The following is a 21089-nucleotide window of genomic DNA, read 5'->3' as shown; positions in this document are numbered from 1 at the left end:
TCTCCATGTTTCGGCCCCTGCTCCTTGCGTTCGCCCTTTCCGTCTCCGCCGCGCAGGCTGCGACCCCCGACGTCGATGTCGAGACGCCGCAGGGACTGTCGGATACGCAGATGGCGGAGCTTGTCGATTTCGTCGTCGGCAATGCCGTGTTCGCGCTTTATCACCAAGCCGGCCACATGATGATCGAACGCCTCGGCATGGATCGGATCGGCGGCGAACAGGCGGCGGACGATTTCGCCGTCATGACGCTGCTCGAGCCTCGCACCGGCGCCGGCGACCAGACGCTGGTCGATGCCGTCGACAGTTGGATGCTCTCGAAGCATCTCACCGCCTCGGCGCAGCCCGCCTCGACCGGCCTGCCCGACCGCCACTCCCTCGACGCCGACCGCGCCGACGCCATCGTCTGCAAGATGGTCGGAGCGAATCCCACGGATTTCGCCGACATTTCCGAAGCGGCATCGCTGACGCCGGAAATCCGCGCCAATTGCGCGACAACGTACCAGGCAAAGCGCGCAGTCTGGACCAGCGCCCTGAAGCCGCTGCGCCGGGCTCCCGGCGCGCCGTTGACGACGATCCCGGTTTTCTACGACCCACCGACCGGCGATCAGATCGGCGAATTGACCGTCTTGCACGACAACAAGGTTCTGGAAGAAGTGGCGACCCGTCTCGCCAACGACTTCACCCTGACAAACCCTCCGACCTTGCGTGCCAAGACCTGCGGGGCGGAAACGTCCAGCTTCGACCCGGTGACGAACGAGATCGTGCTTTGCTACGAGCTGTCCAGCTACCATGCCGAACTGATCGTGCGCGACTTCCAGAGCCGATAAGCGCTTCAAAACGACCAAGTTCGCGCGCCGCGCTTGCGTCCGGCGTCTAGGCACGGCACATAGCCGCCCATGCTGCACGTCAACGAAGTCACCTATCGCATCGCCGGCCGTACGCTCCTCGAGGGGGCGACCATTGCCCTGCCCGACGGGGTCAAGGCCGGCTTCGTCGGCCGCAACGGCACCGGCAAGACGACCCTGTTCAAGCTGGTCACCGGCGAGATCGCCCCGGAGAGCGGCTCCATCGGCCTGCCGCGCGGCGTCCGCATCGGCCAGGTCGCGCAGGAAGCCCCCGGCACCGAGCAATCGCTGATCGATTTCGTGCTCGCCGCCGATATCGAGCGTGCCGCGCTGCTGGCCGAAGCCGAACATGCGAACGACCCGCACCGCATCGCCGAGATCCAGATCCGCCTTTCCGATATCGGCGCGCATGCCGCCGAAGCGCGTGCCGGCACCATTTTGTCCGGCCTCGGCTTCGACGCCGAAGCGCAGCTTCGCCCCTGCTCCGCCTTCTCCGGCGGCTGGCGTATGCGCGTCGCACTCGCCGCCGTGCTGTTTGCCGAGCCCGACCTGCTGCTGCTCGACGAGCCGACCAACTATCTCGATCTCGAAGGCACGATGTGGCTGGAGAACTATGTGGCGCGCTACCCGCACACGGTTTTCCTGATCAGCCATGATCGCGACCTGCTGAATCGCGCCGTCGACATGATCGTCCATCTCGACCAGGGCAAGCTGACGATCTATCGCGGCGGCTATGACAGCTTCGACCGCCAGCGCCGCGAGAAGCAGGCGCTGCAGCTGAAGCTGAAGAAGAAGCAGGACGACCAGCGCAAGCATCTGCAGGCCTTCGTTGATCGCTTCAAGGCCAAGGCCTCGAAGGCGCGCCAGGCGCAATCGCGCATGAAGGCGCTGGAGCGGATGCAGCCGATCGCCGGCATCGTCGACAGCGACGTGACGCCCTTCCACTTCCCGCCGCCGGCAAAAATCCTCGCGCCGCCGATCATCGCGCTCGACAACGCCTCGGTCGGCTACGAAGAAGGCAAGCCGATCCTGCGCAAGCTGGATCTCCGCATCGACGTCGAGGATCGCATCGGCCTGCTCGGCGCGAACGGCAACGGCAAGTCGACCTTCGCCAAGCTGCTCGCCGGCCGCCTTCCCAACCTCACCGGTGCGATGCGGCGGGCGGAAAAGCTCGACATCGCCTTCTTCGCCCAGCACCAGCTCGACGATCTACGCCCGGCCGAGACCGCCGTGCAGCACATCCGCATGCTGATGCCGGACGCGACCGAAGCGCAGGTTCGCTCCCGCGTCGGGTCGATGGGCTTCCCGACCGCGAAGATGGATACGCCGGCGCGCGAGCTTTCCGGCGGCGAGCGCGCGCGGCTGCTACTCGGCATCGCCACCTTCCGCGGTGCCAATCTGTTGATCCTCGACGAACCGACGAACCATCTCGACATCGACAGCCGCGAGGCGCTCGTGCAGGCGCTGAACGACTATCCGGGCGCCGTCATCCTGATCAGCCATGATCGCCACCTGATCGAGGCGTCCGTCGACCGGCTGCTGCTGGTTGCAGACGGCACAGTGTCGAATTTCGACGGCGACATGGACGATTACCGCAAGCTGATCGTGAAGGGACCGGATACGTCATCCGGCAAGACCGACAGCGACGCGTCGAAGAACACCGCCCAGGATCGTCGCCGCGATTCCGCCGCCAAGCGCTCCGAACTCGCGCCGCTCCGGAAAAAGATCAAGGAAACCGAGTCCTTGATGGAAAAGCTTCAGAAAGAGATTCAGAAGCTCGACACGGCTCTGGCCGATGTCGCCCTCTACACCAAGGACCCGGCCAAGGCGACCGCGCTCGCCAAGCAGCGCGCCGACGCGGTCAAGTCGCTCGGCGAGCGGGAAGAAACCTGGCTGGAAATGTCGGCCGAATATGAAGCGGCGGTCGAGGCGGCCTGACCCGCCTCACGCGGGCCAGTCCACTCGTTCATCGGAAACCACACGACCATCATCCTGAGGTGCCCGGCTCTGCCGGGCCTCGAAGGAGGGTCCAGATGGCTCCCTTTGTCTGCGCTCAGGGTGAGGTTCCGGTGTTTCGCTGAACCCTCCTTCGAGGCTTCGCTGCGCGAAGCACCTCAGGATGATGGGCGTTGGAGTGCTGCGAGACTGTCCTCGGCGTTGCCCTCACGCCTTCTTCTGCCAGCGTCCCTGCTCGGATTGCTGCCAATAGGTTGCGTCATGGCCCTCGGCCTTGACGCGCTTCCACGACGCGCGCGCTGCATCGAGGGCATCCGGGTCGTTGCCGTCGAAGAGCAGCACCACCCGCACATAGCCGGCCAGGTCGCCGGTCGATGCGCCGGCGACGAGAAAACGGACATTGGCGCCGTTGGGATTATCCATCTCGGTGGTGATCAGGATCGGATGCTGGGCAGCATCCGGATCGCGCCAGAGGCCGTGCGGAAGGAAGCTGTCCTCGCCATAGGTCCACAGCAAGGCGTCCAGCGCCTCGCAGCGCTCGACCGAACCGGCCTCGACGACAACGCGCCAACCCCGCTCAAGCGATTTCTCCAGCAGTCCCGGCAGGAGCGTTTCCAGCGGCTGCTGCTGCAGATGGTAGAACAGGACTTCGGTCATCACGCCTTCTCACGCGACGCCGCCCACCCCGAGGCATTCGGAGCGGACCGCGTCGTGGTCTTGTAGCAGATCAGCCGGACGGCCGATCGCTCTTGAAGAGAATCAACCTTCGTAATTGTCGGCGACGAGGCGGTCGAGAATGCGAACGCCCCAGCCCGACGCCCAGGAGCGATTGGTCTCGCTCTGCGGCGAACCCATGGCCGTGCCGGCAATGTCGAGATGCGCCCAGGCAACGCCGTCATCAACGAAGCGCTGGATGAACTGCGCCGCCGTGATCGAGCCGGCATAGCGACCGCCGGTGTTCTTGATGTCGGCGAACTTCGACTCGATCATCTTGTCGTAAACGGCGCCGAGCGGCATGCGCCAGACCTTTTCGCCCGTCGCCTCGCCTGCCTTCGAGAGCGCGGCCGCCAGCGCATCATCATTGGCGAACAAGCCGGCATGGTCGCTGCCGAGCGCCACCAGTATCGCGCCGGTCAGCGTCGCCAGATCGATGATCACCTTCGGCTCATAGGTCTTCTGCGCGTACCAGATCGCGTCGGCCAAAACGAGACGGCCTTCGGCGTCCGTATTGATGATCTCGATCGTCACGCCGGAGGCGGCGGCGACAATATCGCCCGGACGCTGGGCATTGCCGTCCGGCATGTTTTCGACGAGGCCGATGATGCCGACGACATTCGCCTTGGCCTTGCGCGAGGCGAGCGCGTGCATCAGGCCGACGACGGCGGCGGCGCCACCCATGTCGCCCTTCATGTCTTCCATGCCGCCGGCCGGCTTGATCGAGATGCCGCCCGTATCGAACACGACGCCCTTGCCGACAAAGGCGACAGGCTTGTCTTTCGACTTGTTGCCGTTCCAGTGCATGGCGACGAGACGCGGGGGCCGGACAGAGCCCTGCGAGACGCCCAGAAGCGCGCGCATGCCGAGCTTCTTCATCTGCTTTTCGGTCAGGGTCTCGATGGTGACGCCAAGTGCCGCCAGTTCAGCTGCCTTCTCGGCGAATTCGACCGGGCCCAGCACGTTGGCCGGCTCGTTGACCAGTTCGCGCGCCAGAATCGCGCCCTCGGCCACAGCCAGGCGCGCCGTCCAGGCCTTCTTGGCCTTGCTCGCCTCGGCGGACACGATGTCGAGCGAAGCCGGCGACTTGGACGCCTTGCCGTTGTCCCCGTCTTTTCCCTCCTTGCCGCGCTTGCTGCTCTTGTAGCGGTCGAAGGAATAGGCGCGCAGGATCGCCCCGAGGCCGATTTCAGCCAGCTGGTCGCCGGTGATCGGCGTGCCATCGGGCCGCTCCGCCACCAGCGTCGCCTTCTCGCCCTTGCGCAACGCGCCGAGAATAGCGCCGCCGAGCCGCGACCAATCGCCTTCCACCAGCTCTCCCGCCTTGCCGAGACCAACCACGACGAGGCGGTCGAAGCTCAGCCCTGCCGGCGCGAGCACGTCCAGAGTCGCCATGGCCTTGCCTTTGTAGTCGGCGACGCCTGCGGCTTTTAGCACCAGTTCCGCGATGCCCATCCCGCCCACATCGGCGCCAAAGCCCAGCGTCTCGTCAGTCAGCACAACCAGCGTTCCGGTATCGGACGAGGCGGATTTGTGGAAAGAAACGGCTGGATTGTCGGTCATTTGAGATCTCGCGGGGCAAGGTTGGCAGGCGCCGGGTGGCGCTGTCTGGAACGGGGAGTGCGTGCGTTTAGACACACAGCTAGGGGATCAATCTGTCCCCGGACCGCCCTCTCTGGCAAGTGGCGCGGGTTCAAGCTAGAGCTTTACCATTCATTAAGAATGTTCGTTCGCGTTTGATTCACCCAATTGGTTCACCCATGGACGTTCGCGACCCTGAACTTCCGAGGAGTTGAATTCGCCAGATTTTGTTGCAGCCGAGGCGAGGCTGTCATTCCGAGGCGCGTACCGAGTTCGAGGATCGACGATACCAAGATGAAGCTCATTGAGCGTTACATCTTCAAACGGATGTTTGCGGCATTCCTGCTGAGCCTTTGCGGCTTGTCGGGCACCGTCTGGCTGAGCCAGGCTCTGCGCGAACTCGACCTGATCACCAGCAAGGGCCAGAACTTCGTCACCTTCTTTCGCGTGTCGAGCCTGATCTTCCCCGGCCTGCTGCTGATCGTCTGTCCCGTCGCCCTGCTGATTGGCGCGATCTACACCTTCAACCAGCTCAATGCCGATTCGGAACTCGTCGTCATCAACGCCAGCGGCGCATCGCAGACCCGTCTGCTGAAGCCCGCTTTGTCGATGGGGCTGATCACCGCGATCATCGTCGGCTCGATGTCGCTCTATCTGGTGCCCCTGTCGCTGCAGGCATTTCGGGGCCTGCTCACTGGCATCAACGCCGACCTCATCACCAGCTTCGTGCGCGAAGGCCAGTTCATGGAACTCGGCAACCGGCTCGTCTTCCATGTGAAGGACCGCAAGCCGGACGGTACGCTCGAAGGCATTTTCATCCAGGATGGCCGCCAGCCGGACCAGACCTCGGTCTACATCGCCAATCGCGGCGCCGTCCTGAAGAACCCGCTCGGCACCTTCCTGATCATGCAGAACGGCACGATCCAGCAGAAGTCCGAGACGAACAACTCGATGTCGATCATCGAGTTTGAATCCTATGCGTTCGACCTGTCGACCTTTGGCAGCCGCAACACGCTGCCGGATTATACGGCCGCCGAACGCAGCACCGCCTACCTGCTGTCGCCGAGCCCGAACGACCCGGAATATCAGAAGCGGCCGGGAACCTTCCTGTCCGAGCTGCATGACCGCATCTCCGCGCCGCTCTACGCCATCTTCTTTTCCATTCTGCCCGTCGCGGCGCTCGGCCAGGCGCAGACCACACGCCAGGGACGCAGCCTCGTCGTGCTTGGCACGATCGCCATCGCGACCGGCGTGCGTATCGGCGGACTGATTCTCGCCAGCCTGGCGGCAAACGATGCCCGCCTGATTCCGGCCCTCTACGCCCTGCCGATCGGTTTCATCATCCTGTCGCTCATCGCCGTCTACAGCTCGTTCCGGTTCTCCGCCTCCGACAGCATCGCCTCGTTCGTGACCGAATTCTTCCAGCGAATCGCCAACCGGTTCCGGATCGGCCCGCGTCCCTCCACCGGAGGGCACAGCTAAGTGATGTTCCGCAGCCCCACGCTCAGCCTCTATTTTGCCAAGCGCTTCGCCAAGACGGCTTTGATCATCTTCATCGTCGTGTTCGTGCTGATGGCGTTCATCGACTATCTCGAACTGGCCCGCCGCGCTGCCCGGCGCGAGGGCTTCGACGCCTTCCTCTATCTGCTGGTGTCACTCGCTCGCGTTCCCAACGTCATCGAACGAGCCCTGCCCTTCACCATCCTGTTCGCCTCGATGGCGAGCTTCGTGATGGCGAATCGGCAGCTTGAACTCGTGGTCGCGCGCGCCTCCGGCGTCTCCGCCTGGCAATTCCTGCTGCCGGCCGGACTTGTCGCCGTCATGATCGGCATCTTCGCGACAACCGTCTTCAATCCGATCTCGACCGACCTCAAGGAACGCTCGATTCTGCTGGCCAACCAGTTGGCTCAGACCCGAATCAAGCTCGAGGCCAAGGCGGCTCCAACGCCGGCGCCTGCGCCCGCTGCGACGCCCACACTGCCAACGGACGTCGGATCGGCACCCGAATCATCGTCGGACTGGACCATCTGGATGCGCCAGACCGGCCGCGAGGGTTCGTCGATCATCGGCGCCAAGCAGAGCCTCAACCGCGGCCTTTCGCTCGTCGATGCGTCGGCATTCGTGTTCAAATCGAATGGCACGCTGGACCATCGGATCGATGCATCCACAGCTGATTTCGAGGACGGAAACTGGGTCTTCCGCAACGCGACCCTGACCCGGCCGGGCAGCCGCCCCGCTCCGGAAGCCGAGATTCACCTCCCCACGGATCTCAGCGCCGAGCAGGTCAGCCAAAGTCTGGCAGACCCCGAAACAGTTTCGTTCTGGTCTTTGCCGGAACTCATTGAAATTTCTAGAAAATCGGCAGTTCCGAGTGATGCGTACGAGATGCAGTTCCAGTCGCTTCTGGCGCAGCCCCTGCTGTTCCTCGCCATGGTATTCGTCGCCGCGACCGTGTCGCTCCGCTTCTCCCGTTCGCGGGACCTGGGGCAGGTTATTTTGACTGGTGTAGCGGTAGGCTTCGTGCTTTATGTTGTCACAGAATTGGCGAGGGGATTGGGGAGGAGCGGCGTCGTGTCACCGATGATTGCCGCTTGGACACCAGCCATCGTCGCCACCTTGTTAAGTGTAACAGTGCTTCTGCATCGGGAGGACGGATGATGGTCGTTTCCGTTCCTCTCCAGAGGCGCGGCGCGGTGTCTCGCGCTTTGCGCGGCTTTGGTGCCCTGCTCGTCGCGGCATCGCTTGGTCTCGGCTTCAGCCTCGTGGCCCCTGCCGACAACGCCTTTGCACAATCCGCTCCCGGTACGCTCGGCTTCGGCGCCGACAATCTGCCGCGTCCTGCCAAGGATGCGCAGATGGTGCTGGAGTCGGACCAGCTCGTCTATGACTACGACAAGGCCGCAGTCGCGGCTGTCGGCAAGGTCAAGATCTATTACGACGGCTATACGCTGGAAGCCGACCGGGTCACCTACGACCAGAAGAACAAGAAGATGCGCGCCGAAGGGCGCGTGAAGATCGTCGACAGGACCGGCGCGGTCGTCACCGCCGACACGATCGACATCACTGACGATTTTGCCACCGGCTTCGTGGATGCGCTCCGGCTGGATACGCCGACGCAGACGCATTTCGCCGCCGAAAAGGCGCTGCGCGACCAGGGCAAGACCACGACCTTCTATCGCGGCGTCTATACCGCCTGCGAACCCTGCCGCGAAAAGCCCGACAAGGCGCCGATCTGGCAGGTGAAGGCCGCTCGGATCATCGTCGATCACAACGAGCACATGGTCTATTTCAAGCGTGCGTCGATCGAATTCCTCGGCATGCCGATCGCCTATTTCCCGGCTTTCTCGGCGCCCGATCCGACCGTCAAGCGCAAGAGCGGCTTCCTGTTCCCCTCCGCGGGCTACAAGAAGACCCTGGGCGCGTTCATCCAGACCCCCTATTTCTGGGCGCTGGCGCCGAACTACGACCTGACGCTCGCCCCGGCCGTCTACACCAACCAGGGCTTCCTGGCGGATGTCGAATGGCGTCATCGGGTCGAGTATGGCGAATATTCGCTGCGGATGGCTGGCATCAACCAGCTCAATCCCGACGATTTCTACGACGAAGGCACGCGTAATTCCGGCGTCAAGGATTTCCGTGGCGGCGTGAAGACCAAGGGCGATTTCTACCTGAACCGCTACTGGACCGTCGGCTGGGACGCGACGCTGCTCAGCGACCGTACCTTCAGCCGCGACTACAGCCTGCTGTCGACCAACACCGACATCAACGTCTCGGACGTCCACCTGACCGGCATAAGCGATCGCAACTATTTCGACGCGCGCGCTCTCTATTTCCAGGTGCTGACGAACGACGAGGACATCAAGTACGACCAGGGCCGTCAGGCTATCGTCCATCCGGTGATCGATCACAGCTATCTGTTCGATAATTCGATCCTGGGCGGTCAGCTGTCGATCAAGTCGAACCTGACAAGCCTGTCGCGCGACGAGACGGACATCGTCAACAATGACGGCAATGGAATCACCGTTTCGGAGGGCGTTCTCAACGGCCGGCTCCAGGACGACTCGCACATTCTCGGCCTGTCGGGCAATTACAACCGCCTGAGTTCGCAAGCCACGTGGCAGCGCAGCATGATCGGCCCGCTGGGCATGATCTTCAAGCCGTTCGGCTACCTGCGCGGCGATGGCTACTATCTCGATCAGGACCAGATCATTGCCGGCCTGAACGACAACGGCACCTTCTTCCGCGGCATGCCTGCCGTCGGCGTGGAATGGCGTTGGCCCGTCATGGCCGCCGGCCTTTCCTCCAGCTTCCTGTTCGAGCCGATTGCCCAGATGATCGTCCGTCCGGACGAGCCGATGGCCGGTCTCCTGCCGAACGAAGACGCGCAGAGTCTTGTCTTCGACGATTCGAGCCTGTTCGATTGGGACAAGTTCTCCGGCTACGACCGGATTGAAGGCGGCACCCGCGTCAATGTCGGCTTCCGCTATCTCGCCAGCGTCGGTCAGCTTGCGACCCTGCAGGGTGTCGTCGGCCAGTCCTATCAGGTTGCCGGCGAGAACTCGTTCGCCGTCCAGGACCTGACCGCGACCGGCGCCGTATCCGGTCTCGAAACCGACGTCTCCGATGTCGTCGCCGGCGTGACGCTGGATACCGGCTATGGCTACTTCCTGTCGGCGCGCGGTCGCTTCGACAACGAGAACCTTGATGTCAATCGAGCCGAAGTGACGGCTACCGGCAAGTTCGGCGACGTCACAGCCTCTGCATCCTACCTGTTCCTGCGTGAACAGCCGGCGATCGGCAATGACGCGCGGACGGATACGATCAGCGGCAGGGCCTCCTGGCAGATGACCGATACCTGGCGTGTGTTCGGCTCGGTCGCCTGGGACATCGAGGGAGATCAACTCGCGTCTAGCGGCATCGGCATCGCCTATGACGACGAGTGCACGACCTTCTCGATCGCCTATAGCGAGATCCGTGACGACTACACCGATCTGCAGACGTCGAAGCAGCTCATGGTTCGCCTCGAGCTGCGGACGCTGGGCGGAACCAAGCTGCGCAGCGATGTCGGCTCCCTGACGAGCAACAACAGCAGCAATTGATCTTCATGGTTTCGCCGGATTTGCAGGATTTATGCACTCGGAATGTGTTCCTCCGTGGCGGCACGACGATTCGGTGCGCCGAAATACCGGCGACACGCCGCAGCTGACAGGATTCGGATTTTGGCCATGCGCACTCAATTGAACGCCTTCCTTCTGCCGGCTTTCGCCATCGCGATCGGCCTTGCCAGCGTCAGCCTGCCGGCAACGGCTTCGGCCCAGTCCGCCGTGCGGGCGACCGTCAACGACCAGCCGATCACGTCCTATGACGTCAGCCAGCGCATCAAGCTGATGAAGCTTTTCCGCCAGCCGAGCGGCGACAAGACGGTGCTCGACGACATGGTCGACGAGGTACTGCTGGACCAGGTTGCGAAGCGCCGGAGCATGAACGTCTCGGACGCCATGGTCGAGGAGCGCTTCAACGGCATTGCCAAGCAGGTCAAGCTGCCGCCGGCCCAATTCGTCAAGGCGCTCAGTTCGCAGGGCGTGCAGGCGGATACGCTGCGCAAGTTCCTCCGCGCCCAGATCACCGGCGCCATGGTCGTCCAGGCCAAGGCCCGCAGCGTCAAGGTCAGCGAAGCCGACGTCCAGGCGCAGATGGAAAAGCAGGGCGTCCAGACCGAGACGGCGACGATCAAGGAGTTCAAGCTCCAGCAGATCGTCTTCGTGGTGCCCAAGGGTTCCTCCGCCGGCTATGTCGGCCAGCGGCAGCGCGAGGCCGAAGCCTTCCGCAAGCGTTTCGCCGGTTGTGACGCCAGCCTCGAGCAGGCCAAGGCCCTGAAGGGCGTGGTCGTGCTCAACATGGGTCGGCGTGACAGCACGCAGGTCCAGGGCCCGGCCGGCGAGGCGCTGAAGGCGGCTTCGATCGGCAGCACGATCAAGCCCGACGTCACGGAACGCGGCGTCGAGGTGGTTGCCGTCTGTGACATCAAGGAAATCCGCAGCACCGCCGGTGTCCGTGCCGAGATCGAGGACAAGCTTGCCTCCGAGCAGAGCAAGAATGTCGGCAAGGATTTCGTCGCCGAGCTCCGCAAGGACGCCAAGATCAGTTACAAATAGACTGGCCTCGCGCTTCCGCGGAGCCCCTTCAAGTGAGACGACATGGTTGATTCCGCATCGTTCCGGCCGCTTGCACTAACGATGGGGGAGCCGGCCGGGATTGGTCCGGACGTCACCCTGGCCGTGTGGCGAGAACGAAGCGAGCGCCGGCTGCCGCCATTCTACGTGCTGGCCGACCCCGATGCGCTGCGCCGTCGCGCCAAGCTGATGGGGATCGACATCCCGATCGAGACGATGTCGGCAGGGGAAGCGATCGATGCGTTCGACCGCGTCCTGCCCGTCGTGGCGTTGGAATCGGCGGCAGATGCCGCCCCCGGCCAGCCGGAGCGTAGCGCTGCGCGCGGCGTCATCGAGGCGATTGCCCGTGCCGTCGGCGACGTACGTGCCGGACTTGCCTCGGCCCTCGTCACCAATCCGATCAACAAGAAGGCGCTGTTCGACGCCGGCTTCCAGCATCCCGGCCACACCGAGTTTCTCGGCATGCTGTCGGCGGCGTGGAGCGGTTCGCCGGCTCATCCGGTCATGATGCTGGCCGGCCCCGGCCTACGCGCCGTGCCAGCCACCATCCATGTGCCGATCGCCGCCGTGCCGCGTCTCCTGACCGAGGAAATGCTGATCCGCACGGGACGCACCATCGACCACGATATGCGCCGCCGCTTCGGTATTTCCAATCCGCGTATCGCCGTCGCCGGCCTCAATCCGCATGCGGGCGAAGGCGGCGTCATGGGCACCGAGGACGATGAGTTCATCCGCCCGGCCGTGGCGGCGTTGCGCGAAGAGGGCATCAACGCCTTCGGTCCGCTCGCGCCCGACACCATGTTCCATGCCGAGGCGCGCGCCCGCTACGATGTGGCGCTGTGCATGTATCACGACCAGGCCCTGATCCCGACCAAGACGATCGCCTTCTCGGAGACCGTCAACGTCACGCTCGGCCTGCCCTTCGTGCGCACCTCGCCCGATCACGGCACCGCCTTCGATATCGCCGGCACCGGCAAGGCCGATATTTCGAGCCTCGCCGCGGCGCTGCGTCTCGCCGACGAACTCGCGCGACATGAGGCGGAATACCGCCAGCGCGAGCACGCGGCGGGAGCCGTTTCGTGACGCTGGCGCAGGACGGCCTCCCTCCCCTTCGCGACGTGATTGCAAACCATGGCCTCCAGGCCATGAAGGCGCTCGGCCAGAACTTCCTGCTCGATTTGAACCTGACGGGCCGCATCGCGCGCGCCGCGGGCCCGCTGGCTGGCGTCACGGTGATCGAGGTTGGGCCTGGACCCGGCGGGCTGACGCGGGCGCTGCTGGCCGAGGGCGCTGAAAAGGTCATCGCCATCGAGCGCGACAGCCGCTGCCTCGAAGCCCTTGCTGAAATCGCCGCCCACTATCCCGGCCGCCTCGAAATCATCGAGGGCGACGCCATGCAGGTCGACATGTCGAAGCTGGCGACCGGCCGCGTGCGGATCGCCGCCAACCTGCCCTACAATATCGGCACTCCGCTGCTGCTCGGCTGGCTGCAGAATGAGCCCTGGCCGCCCTTCTATGAAAAAATGACGCTGATGTTCCAGCGCGAGGTCGCGGAGCGCATTGTCGCCACGCCGGCCGACGACGCTTACGGACGCCTCGGCGTCATGTGCGGCTGGCGCAGCGAGGCGCGCATCCTGTTCGACATTTCGCCAAAAGCGTTTACCCCGCCGCCAAAGGTTGTCTCGTCCGTCGTGGAGCTAGTTCCCCGCCAGACGCCGCTGGAGTGCAGCCGGCAGAAGCTGGAGCGCGTCACGGCCGCCGCCTTCGGCCAGCGCCGCAAGATGCTGCGCCAGAGCCTGAAGAGCCTCGGCACCGATCCATTGCCGCTGCTGGCAGCCGCCGGCATCGTCGAGACGGCGCGCGCGGAAGAGATCGACGTCGCCGGCTTTGTCCGTCTCGCCAACGCGCTGCCATAGGCGTTCGCTGAAACGAACGCTGGCCTTGGTCGCTAGAGCACGATCCATCTGATTTGAAACATCGTTCTTCACCTCTCCCTGAGGGAGAGGTCGACGGCCGCAGGCCGGCGGGTGAGGGTTTACGGCCTCACCGGATGGTTCCCTAAACCCTCTCCCGGCTCTTCGATCCGATCTGTCCCTCTGGGCAAGGTGCAAAGTCGGAATCGACCCAGATAGATCCTGCTCTAGTCGTGGGTGGTGCAGTTCGTCATCTTGTCGGCAATGGTCAGCATGGCGCCATTGCCCTTGATCCAGAACTCGATGTCGTCCTTCACGTAGCGGCCGCCATCGGCCGAAACGGCCTGTGGCAGCACAACCTTCCGACCATCAGCAAACGCGATGTCGGCCGTGCCCTGCCCCTGTCCCGCCGGGCTGAACGACGCGGAAAGTCGGGTGCCGTCCTCGCAGCGATAGGCGAAGCTCCTCGCCGCCTCGGAACTGGCGGCGACCGACTGTATATCGGCGGCGACGGACACGGAAGCTGCGACCGGCAGCGAAGCAAGGACAAGGGCCAAGGCGAGGCCGCGAGCGTGAAGCGTCATCGGTGTCTCCAATCGACGGGAATGCTTGTGCGATTGTCGCAGCGGCAGGAGGCGAAGGCAATCGGATGCCCAGCGACATCGGGCACGCACAATCTGCCCCCTCTCCCGCAAGCGGGAGAGGGCTGGGGCGAGGGTCACTTCTGAAACCGCTCGGATATTAGGCAGGCGAGGCAAGCAAGCCCCTCACCCAACCCTCTCCCGCAAGCGGGCGAGGGATAAGAATGGCAGCGCGGCCCGGAAAGCCCGCCGCCCCCCTACTCCTGCTGCAGCAGATCCTCGACAAAGCCTTCCAGCCAGGTGGTGCGGGCGCGGCGCATGCGCTCGGCGTAGAGGATGGCCTGCGCCTTCTCCAGCGACGTCTGAAGGTCCTTGTTGATCAGGACATAGTCATAGTCGCGCCAATGCAGAATCTCGGCCCTGGCGTTTGCAAGTCGCTTGGCGATCACGTCGGCGGCGTCCTCGGCCCGGCGCACGAGGCGTGACGCCAGCTCGGCCATGGTCGGTGGCAGCACGAAGATGCGGACGAGATCTTCCGGCATGGCCTTGGCAACCTGGTCGGCGCCCTGCCAGTCGATGTCGAACAGCACGTCCTTGCCGGATGTCAGCCAGGCCTCGACCGGCGCGCGCGGCGTGCCGTAGCAATTGCCGTGCACCTCGGCCCACTCCAGCAACTCGCCCTTGTCGCGCAGCTTGTTGAAGGTCGGCTGGTCGATGAAGTGATAATGCACGCCGTCGATCTCGCTCGGACGGCGCGCGCGCGTCGTCACCGAGACGGAGAGGACGATATCCTTGTCCTCCGCCATCAGGTGCCGCGCGATGGTGGATTTTCCCGCGCCGGATGGCGAGGACAGGACCAGCATCAGGCCGCGCCGCGAGGGTGAGGTTCCGGCAACCGACATAAACGACTTCCTATTCGAGGTTCTGGACTTGCTCGCGCAACTGATCGACGGCGGCCTTCAGATCGAGGCCGATCGCCGTCAGGGAGCGATCATTCGCCTTGGCGCAGAGCGTGTTGGTTTCGCGATTGAATTCCTGGGCGAGGAAATCGAGCTTGCGGCCGACCGGGCCACCTTCGGCGAGCAGCGCCCGGGCTGCCTCGACATGCGCCGTCAGCCGGTCCAATTCCTCGCGGATATCGGCGCGGGTGGCGAGCAGGGCAGCTTCCTGATGCAGCCTGTCGGGGTCGAGCGCCGGAGAGGCGTCGAGAAGGGCGGCGACCTGATCGCCGAGCTTCTTCTTGATCGCTTCCACGGTGCGTGCCGGCGAGGCTTCCGCCGCCGCCGTCAGGCGTTCGATCTCGTCCATGCGGGCATTGAGCACGGCGCCGATGGCCGCGCCCTCGCGATCCCGCGCGACGACGAGCTCGGCGAGGGCCGTATCCAGATCGACGAGGAGGTCCGCGGCGAGCGCTCCTGCGATGGCGGGATCATCCTCGGCATCGACCGTTTCCAGAATGCCGCGGATCGAAAGCAGGCCGTCCAGCGTCGGCGGTGCAGCGTCGATCTGGCTGCCGACACGGCGCACGAGATCCATCACCTGGCTGAGCAGCGCTTCGTTGACGCGGAGCGCCGAGGCGGTCGTCTCGCGCTGCAGGCTGAGGCCGACCTGAAGATTGCCGCGTTGAAGCGCCTTGCCGATGCGCTCGCGCGCCGGCTGGTCGAGGTGTTCGAAGCTCTGCGGCAGGCGCAGCCGGATGTCGAGGCCCTTGCCGTTGACGCTGCGCAGTTCCCACGTCCAGCGATAGCCGTGGCCCGCTCCGGCGGAGCGCGCGAAGCCGGTCATGCTCGTCAATGCCATCAGGATTCCCCGGCCATGAAATGTCCCTGGCCATGAAAATTCCGGTCAGGCCCGCCGGTTTGAAGCGGCGACAGTAATGCGCGCATTCCTGTCGCTCAAGGGCGAGCACGCGTATATCGGCCGATCTCGCAACGAGACTGTCGTGGATTTAGACTAAGATCCAAACCGACCCGGGCCATTGGCCAAGCAGCCCTTGCCGGCCCAACAATCCCTGCCGGGGAAAGCGCCATGCAATCCATCCTGAAATTCTCGCTCATCGCCCGCTACAGCGCCTTCGCGATCTGCGTTCTCGCCGCACTGCTCATGCCGCTGATCCCGATGGACCGGACGCTCAACGTGCTGCTGACGATCGTCTTCGTCGCCCTGAGCGCGCTCGGCGTGCGGGATCTGATCCAGAAGCGTCACGCCATCACGCGGAATTACCCGGTGATCGGCCACATGCGCTTTCTCGTCGAATCAGTCCGCCCGGAACTGCGGCAATATCTGTTCGAATCCGATTCCGACAAGCTCCCCTTCTCGCGGGCCGAACGCTCGCTGGTCTATCAGCGCGCCAAGAACGAAGCCGATCAGCGCCCCTTCGGCACGTTGCTCGACGCCTATGCCGATGGCTATGAGTTCATGGGCCACTCGATGCATCCGGCCCGAATGCAGGACCCCCGGACCTTCCGCATCACCATCGGCAACGAACAATGCGGCAAGCCCTATTCGGGCTCGGTTCTGAACATCTCCGCCATGAGCTTCGGCGCGCTCTCGAGCCACGCCATCATGGCGCTGAACCGGGGCGCCAAGCTTGGCGGCTTCGCGCAGGACACCGGCGAAGGCTCGATCAGCCCGTATCACAGGGAATATGGCGGCGACCTGGTCTGGCAGATCGCGTCCGGCTATTTCGGCTGCCGCAACGCCGACGGCACCTTCTCGTCGGAAAAGTTCGCCGCCCAGGCCGCCAATGATCAGGTCAAGATGATCGAGGTCAAGCTGAGCCAGGGCGCCAAGCCCGGCCATGGCGGCATCCTGCCCGCCAACAAGGTCAGCCCCGAAATCGCGGCGACCCGTGGCATTCCCGTCGGAGTGGAGTGCATCTCGCCTCCCTCTCACTCGGCATTTTCCACACCGGCCGAGATGATGCAGTTCGTCGCCCGGCTGCGCGAACTCTCTGGCGGCAAGCCTGTCGGCTTCAAGCTGGCGATCGGCCAGCCCTGGGAATTCATGGCGATCGTCAAGGCGATGCTGAAGACCGGCGTCGTGCCCGACTTCATCGTCGTCGACGGGGCGGAAGGCGGCACGGGCGCGGCGCCTGTGGAACTCACCGACCATATGGGCGCGCCGATGCGCGAAGCGCTGCTGCTCGTCCACAACACGCTGGTGGGCGCCGGATTGCGGCAGAAGATCCGGATCGGCGTGGCCGGCAAGATCGTCTCGGCCTTTGATGTCGCAGCGGTGCTGGCGCTTGGGGCCGACTGGGTCAATTCAGCCCGCGGCTTCATGTTCGCCATCGGCTGCATCCAGTCGCAGAGCTGCCATACCAACAAATGCCCGACAGGCGTCGCCACGCAGGATCAGTTGCGACAGCGCGCGCTCGTCGTCCCGGACAAGGCCCAGCGGGTAGCGAACTTCCATCACAACTCCCTGCACGCGCTGGCGGAGCTGCTGGCGGCAGCAGGACTGGAGCATCCGTCCGCCCTGCGCCCCCATCACATCGCGCGGCGCGTCAGCTCGAACGAGATCCGCCTCTACTCGCAGCTCTTCCCTTATCTGACCGAGGGAGAGTTGCTGGATGGCAACAGCCCTCACCCGTTCTACCGTCAATCCTGGGCGCTGGCGTCACCCGACAGCTTCTCCATCGTCGGCGAATTGCGTAAGGCTAGCTGAGGCTGAGAGAGACAGACTGCGTTCCCCTTTGCGGAGCGTAGTCTGACGGATTTGATCGGGGGGCGGTTAAGCGATGCCACAACACTTGGGTTCGTGTCTTTGCGGCGAAGTTCGTTTCGAAATCTCGGGCGACTTCCAGAATTTCTTCCTGTGCCATTGCTCGCGTTGTCGCAAGGACAGCGGATCGGCGCATGGGGCGAACCTGTTTTCCGGCACGGCCCGGATCAGCTGGATTTCGGGCCAGGACAATGTCCGTACGTTCCAGCTTCCCGCGACCCGGCACAAAAAGGCCTTCTGCGTCGCCTGCGGCTCCGCACTGCCGCGCGCGGAGATGGACGGCCAGTTCCTCGTCGTTCCCGCAGGAAGCCTCGACAGCCCCGTGACGATGCGACCAGACGCGCATATCTGCGTCGCCAGCCGCGCGGACTGGGACGAGCATCTGGAAGATGTTCCTGAGATCAGCGGGCTGCCCGGCGAAGGCTGACGATGCGCTGGGCCCGTTGTTCACCTCTCCCTGAGGGAGAGGTCGACGGCCAAAGGCCGGCGGGTGAGGGTTCACGGCCTCACCGGATAGGTTCCTAAACCCTCACCCGGCTCTTCGAGCCGACCTCTCCCTCAGGGAGAGGTGAAGCCAATTCTACAAAGATGGACCGCCTCTACGGCTTGGGTGCCGGCAACGGCGCCGTATCGGCCGCGCCCTCGTCAGGCAGACTGCCGTCGTCCTCGGCGTCGCCGGGACCTGCGCTCTGCTCGGCAGCCGCGGCAGCGCCCTTTGCCTTCTGTTCGGCAAGCCATTTGCGATAGCGCGAAACGTTCTTGCGGTGATCAGCATAGCTCTCGGCGAAGGCATGACCGCCCGTGCCGTCCGCGACGAAGTAGAGATCCTTGGTGCGCGACGGATTGGCGGCCGCCGCCAGCGACGCCTTGCCCGGATTGGCGATCGGTCCCTTGGGCAGGCCGCTGATCTTGTAGGTGTTGTATTCATTGACCGCGTCGAGATCGGAGCGGCGGATCGGCGTACCCGACGGCAGGCCGTTGCCGCCATAGATGCCGTAGATCACGGTCGGGTCGGATTGCAGGCGCATGTTCTGGCGCATGCGATTGATGAACACGGCCGCCACGCGGCTGCGCTCGTCCGCCATGCCGGTTTCCTTCTCGACGATCGAGGCGAGCGTCACCAGCTCGGCCTGCGTCTTGACTGGCAGATCCTTGTCGCGGCTGGACCAGACCGCCGTCATCACCCGGTCGCGCTCGCGCAGCATCCGGTCGATGATGTTCTGGCGGCTGTCGCCGCGCGAGAAGCGATAGGTATCGGGCAGCAGGCTGCCCTCCTCCGGCACTTCGGTAATTTCGCCAACGAGGCCGGGATCGGCGTTCAACCGATCGACGATCTGCTTGCTCGTCAGGCCTTCGGGAATGGACACCGAATAGAGGATCGCCTTGCCGCTCACCATGGCGTTCATGATGTCGCGCATGCTGGCGCGCGGCGGAATCAGATAGTCGCCTGACTTCAGCTCGTCCTGCTGGCCATAGGCGCGCACGCCGGCGATGAAGATCCACTTGGACGAGATCAGCCCGCGCTCATGGAGTTCCTGGGCGATCTCGCGCAGGCTCTTGCCGCGTTCGATCGAGACGGTCCTGGACTGCCCGAAATGGCTTTCCTGCTCGAACCGGAGCTTGCCAAAGAAGAACATGCCCGCCGCGCCGAGAACGCCAACGACGAGAATCGTCATGGCGAAATTCATGATGATGACGACGGGGTGGCGGGCCTGCTGCGACCGCGGCGGCGGCGGCGGCACGCGCTCGGGGCGCAATGTATCGCCGGGGCTGCGAGGATTGATGCGATTGCCGAATTCCGCCGAGCCGACGTCGCCGGCATCGCCAGCTTTGTTATCTTTGGCGCCCGGTTGGTTCGTATCGTTCATCACACCCTACTTCTCACCTGCTCGACACCCGGACTCGATCCGGATGCCGAGAGGCGACTGTATGGAGGATTATGGCGAAAGCGCGAAGACCGCCCTTATTCGCCATGCCGGCGGAAGACCAGAGATGCGTTCGTGCCGCCAAAACCGAAGGAATTGGAAAGGGCTACGTCGATCTGCTTCTTCTTCGCAACCTTGGGGACAAGGTCGATGGCCGTCTCGACGGAGGGGTTGTCGAGATTGATCGTCGGCGGCGCGATGTTGTCGCGAATCGCCAGCAGCGAGTAGATCGCCTCGACCGCGCCGGCAGCACCCAGCAGATGGCCCGTCGCCGACTTGGTCGAGGACATGGCGATCTTCGAGGCCGATTCACCGACAACCCGCTCGACCGCCTTCAGCTCGATGCCGTCAGCCATGGTCGACGTGCCATGGGCGTTGACGTAATCGATATCGGACGGCTTGAGGCCGGCGCGCTTCAGCGCGGCATGCATGCAGCGATAGGCGCCATCGCCATCCTCGGAAGGCGCGGTGATGTGATAGGCGTCGCCGGACATGCCATAGCCGATGATTTCGCCGTAGATCTTGGCGCCGCGAGCAATGGCGTGCTCGCGCTCTTCGAGCACGACGATGCCGGAGCCCTCGCCCATGACGAAGCCGTCGCGATCGCGGTCGTAGGGGCGCGAGGCCTCTTCGGGGCGATCGTTGAAATTGGTCGCCAGCGCCTTGCAGGCAGCGAAGCCGGCGAGCGCGATGCGCGAGACCGAACCTTCGGTGCCGCCGGCGATCATGACGTCGGCGTCGTCGAGCGCGATCAGGCGAGCCGCGTCGCCAATGGCGTGCGATCCCGTCGAACAGGCGGTGACGACCGAATGATTCGGACCCTTGAAGCCATAGCGGATCGAGACATGGCCGGAGGCCAGGTTGATCAGACGGCCAGGAATGAAGAAGGGGCTAATGCGGCGAGGGCCCTTGTCGCGCAGCGTGATGCCGGCCTCGACAATGCCCTGGATGCCGCCAATGCCGGAACCGATCAGCACGCCGGTGCGGATCTGGTCTTCGTAGGCAGTCGGGAGCCAACCCGAATCCAGCACGGCCTGATCGGCCGAAGCCATTGCGTAGACGATGAAATCATCGACCTTGCGCTGGTCCTTCGGCTCCATCCAATCGTCTGGATTGTACTTGCCGTCGGCCTTGTCACCATGCGGGATGAGGCAAGCGATCTGAGCCGGCAGGTCATCGACCTGGAAGCTCGTGACCTTCTGGGCGCCACTCTTGCTGGCAAGAATATTGGACCAGTTGGTCTCAACGCCGCAACCGAGCGGCGTCACCATACCCATCCCGGTTACAACGACACGTCTCATACGCTTCCCCCGATCCGGACCCAAATGGGTCCGGCCGTTTTTGTCATTGGCTTATGTTGGATGAACATCGGCAATCAGCCGGCGTTCTTCTCCAGGAAGCTTACTGCGTCGCCGACCGTCAGGATCGTCTCGGCTGCGTCGTCGGGGATTTCCACGCCGAACTCTTCCTCGAACGCCATGACCAGCTCGACCGTGTCGAGGCTGTCAGCGCCGAGATCGTCGATGAAGCTAGCGCCCTCGGTCACCTTGTCGGCTTCAACGCCGAGATGCTCGATGACGATCTTCTTTACCCGATCAGCGATGTCGCTCATGTCTAAAAACCTCGATTGTTCTCTGTCTACTATTGCCGCGACTTGTCGCGCGCTGGAAACCCG

At 64.0% G+C, this 21089-nt stretch carries 18 protein-coding genes; 10 read left to right on the top strand and 8 right to left on the bottom strand.

Translation table 11 applies throughout. The annotated features are described in order from the left end of the window. The first annotated feature begins 5 nt into the window (after positions 1-5). Positions 6-827, top strand: a complete 822-nt coding sequence (locus OSH12_RS01760) for a DUF4344 domain-containing metallopeptidase (protein WP_266341781.1) — start codon at positions 6-8, stop codon at positions 825-827. Between the two features lie 69 nt (positions 828-896). After that, positions 897-2783, top strand: coding sequence for an ABC-F family ATP-binding cassette domain-containing protein (locus OSH12_RS01755; RefSeq protein ID WP_266341780.1), 1887 nt, complete (start codon positions 897-899; stop codon positions 2781-2783). Positions 2784-3008: 225 nt separating this feature from the next. On the opposite strand, the gene OSH12_RS01750 is transcribed toward OSH12_RS01755, so the two are convergent. After that, positions 3009-3458, bottom strand: coding sequence for a DNA polymerase III subunit chi (locus OSH12_RS01750; protein WP_266341779.1), 450 nt, complete (start codon positions 3456-3458; stop codon positions 3009-3011). Between the two features lie 102 nt (positions 3459-3560). Further along, complete coding sequence (locus tag OSH12_RS01745) at positions 3561-5078, bottom strand: leucyl aminopeptidase (protein WP_266341778.1); 1518 nt, start codon at positions 5076-5078, stop codon at positions 3561-3563. 312 nt (positions 5079-5390) lie between these two features. Here OSH12_RS01745 and lptF point away from each other — a divergent pair, with 312 nt between their 5' ends. The 6 genes from lptF (at position 5391) to rsmA (ending at position 13185) form a co-directional block, all read left to right on the top strand. Then, entirely contained in the window at positions 5391-6578 is a 1188-nt protein-coding gene (lptF, locus tag OSH12_RS01740) for an LPS export ABC transporter permease LptF (protein WP_266341777.1), read from the top strand. Between the two features lie 3 nt (positions 6579-6581). Beyond that, complete coding sequence (locus OSH12_RS01735) at positions 6582-7754, top strand: LptF/LptG family permease (protein ID WP_266342424.1); 1173 nt, start codon at positions 6582-6584, stop codon at positions 7752-7754. Beyond that, complete coding sequence (locus OSH12_RS01730; RefSeq protein WP_266341776.1) at positions 7751-10195, top strand: LPS-assembly protein LptD; 2445 nt, start codon at positions 7751-7753, stop codon at positions 10193-10195. The genes OSH12_RS01735 and OSH12_RS01730 overlap by 4 nt, the downstream gene beginning before the upstream one ends. 126 nt (positions 10196-10321) lie before the next feature. Beyond that, the gene (locus OSH12_RS01725; protein ID WP_266341775.1) at positions 10322-11251 is read left to right on the top strand and encodes a peptidylprolyl isomerase; all 930 of its coding nucleotides are present in this window, start codon (positions 10322-10324) and stop codon (positions 11249-11251) included. A 42-nt stretch (positions 11252-11293) separates the two neighbouring features. Further along, positions 11294-12352, top strand: coding sequence for a 4-hydroxythreonine-4-phosphate dehydrogenase PdxA (gene pdxA, locus OSH12_RS01720; protein ID WP_266341774.1), 1059 nt, complete (start codon positions 11294-11296; stop codon positions 12350-12352). A 62-nt stretch (positions 12353-12414) separates the two neighbouring features. Further along, the gene (gene rsmA, locus OSH12_RS01715) at positions 12415-13185 is read left to right on the top strand and encodes a 16S rRNA (adenine(1518)-N(6)/adenine(1519)-N(6))-dimethyltransferase RsmA (protein WP_266342423.1); all 771 of its coding nucleotides are present in this window, start codon (positions 12415-12417) and stop codon (positions 13183-13185) included. A 224-nt stretch (positions 13186-13409) separates the two neighbouring features. Here rsmA and OSH12_RS01710 read toward each other — a convergent pair whose 3' ends face one another. The 3 genes from OSH12_RS01710 to OSH12_RS01700 form a co-directional block, all read right to left on the bottom strand. Then, a complete protein-coding gene (locus OSH12_RS01710) occupies positions 13410-13766 on the bottom strand; it encodes an MliC family protein (protein ID WP_266341773.1) in 357 nt (118 codons plus the stop codon). 254 nt (positions 13767-14020) lie between these two features. After that, the gene (gene gmk / locus OSH12_RS01705) at positions 14021-14665 is read right to left on the bottom strand and encodes a guanylate kinase (RefSeq protein ID WP_266341772.1); all 645 of its coding nucleotides are present in this window, start codon (positions 14663-14665) and stop codon (positions 14021-14023) included. Positions 14666-14675: 10 nt separating this feature from the next. Beyond that, positions 14676-15563, bottom strand: coding sequence for a YicC/YloC family endoribonuclease (locus tag OSH12_RS01700; RefSeq protein ID WP_266341771.1), 888 nt, complete (start codon positions 15561-15563; stop codon positions 14676-14678). A 228-nt stretch (positions 15564-15791) separates the two neighbouring features. Here OSH12_RS01700 and OSH12_RS01695 point away from each other — a divergent pair, with 228 nt between their 5' ends. Both OSH12_RS01695 and OSH12_RS01690 read left to right on the top strand, forming a co-directional pair. Further along, positions 15792-17432 carry an FMN-binding glutamate synthase family protein gene (locus OSH12_RS01695; RefSeq protein ID WP_266341770.1) on the top strand — a complete coding sequence of 547 codons (1641 nt, stop codon included), beginning with the start codon at positions 15792-15794 and terminating at the stop codon, positions 17430-17432. Positions 17433-17505: 73 nt separating this feature from the next. Then, complete coding sequence (locus OSH12_RS01690; RefSeq protein ID WP_266341769.1) at positions 17506-17916, top strand: GFA family protein; 411 nt, start codon at positions 17506-17508, stop codon at positions 17914-17916. 172 nt (positions 17917-18088) lie between these two features. On the opposite strand, the gene mltG is transcribed toward OSH12_RS01690, so the two are convergent. The 3 genes from mltG to OSH12_RS01675 form a co-directional block, all read right to left on the bottom strand. Further along, positions 18089-19357: an endolytic transglycosylase MltG gene (gene mltG / locus OSH12_RS01685; protein WP_266341768.1), complete on the bottom strand. Its 1269-nt coding sequence runs from the start codon at positions 19355-19357 to the stop codon at positions 18089-18091. 95 nt (positions 19358-19452) lie between these two features. After that, positions 19453-20715 carry a beta-ketoacyl-ACP synthase II gene (gene fabF / locus OSH12_RS01680; RefSeq protein ID WP_266341767.1) on the bottom strand — a complete coding sequence of 421 codons (1263 nt, stop codon included), beginning with the start codon at positions 20713-20715 and terminating at the stop codon, positions 19453-19455. 74 nt (positions 20716-20789) lie between these two features. Beyond that, positions 20790-21026, bottom strand: a complete 237-nt coding sequence (locus OSH12_RS01675; RefSeq protein ID WP_104218330.1) for an acyl carrier protein — start codon at positions 21024-21026, stop codon at positions 20790-20792. Positions 21027-21089: the final 63 nt, after the last annotated feature.

The organism is Kaistia terrae (genome assembly GCF_026344005.1).
Lineage (GTDB): Bacteria > Pseudomonadota > Alphaproteobacteria > Rhizobiales > Kaistiaceae > Kaistia > Kaistia terrae.
This window is presented reverse-complemented; position numbering and strand designations above follow the sequence as displayed.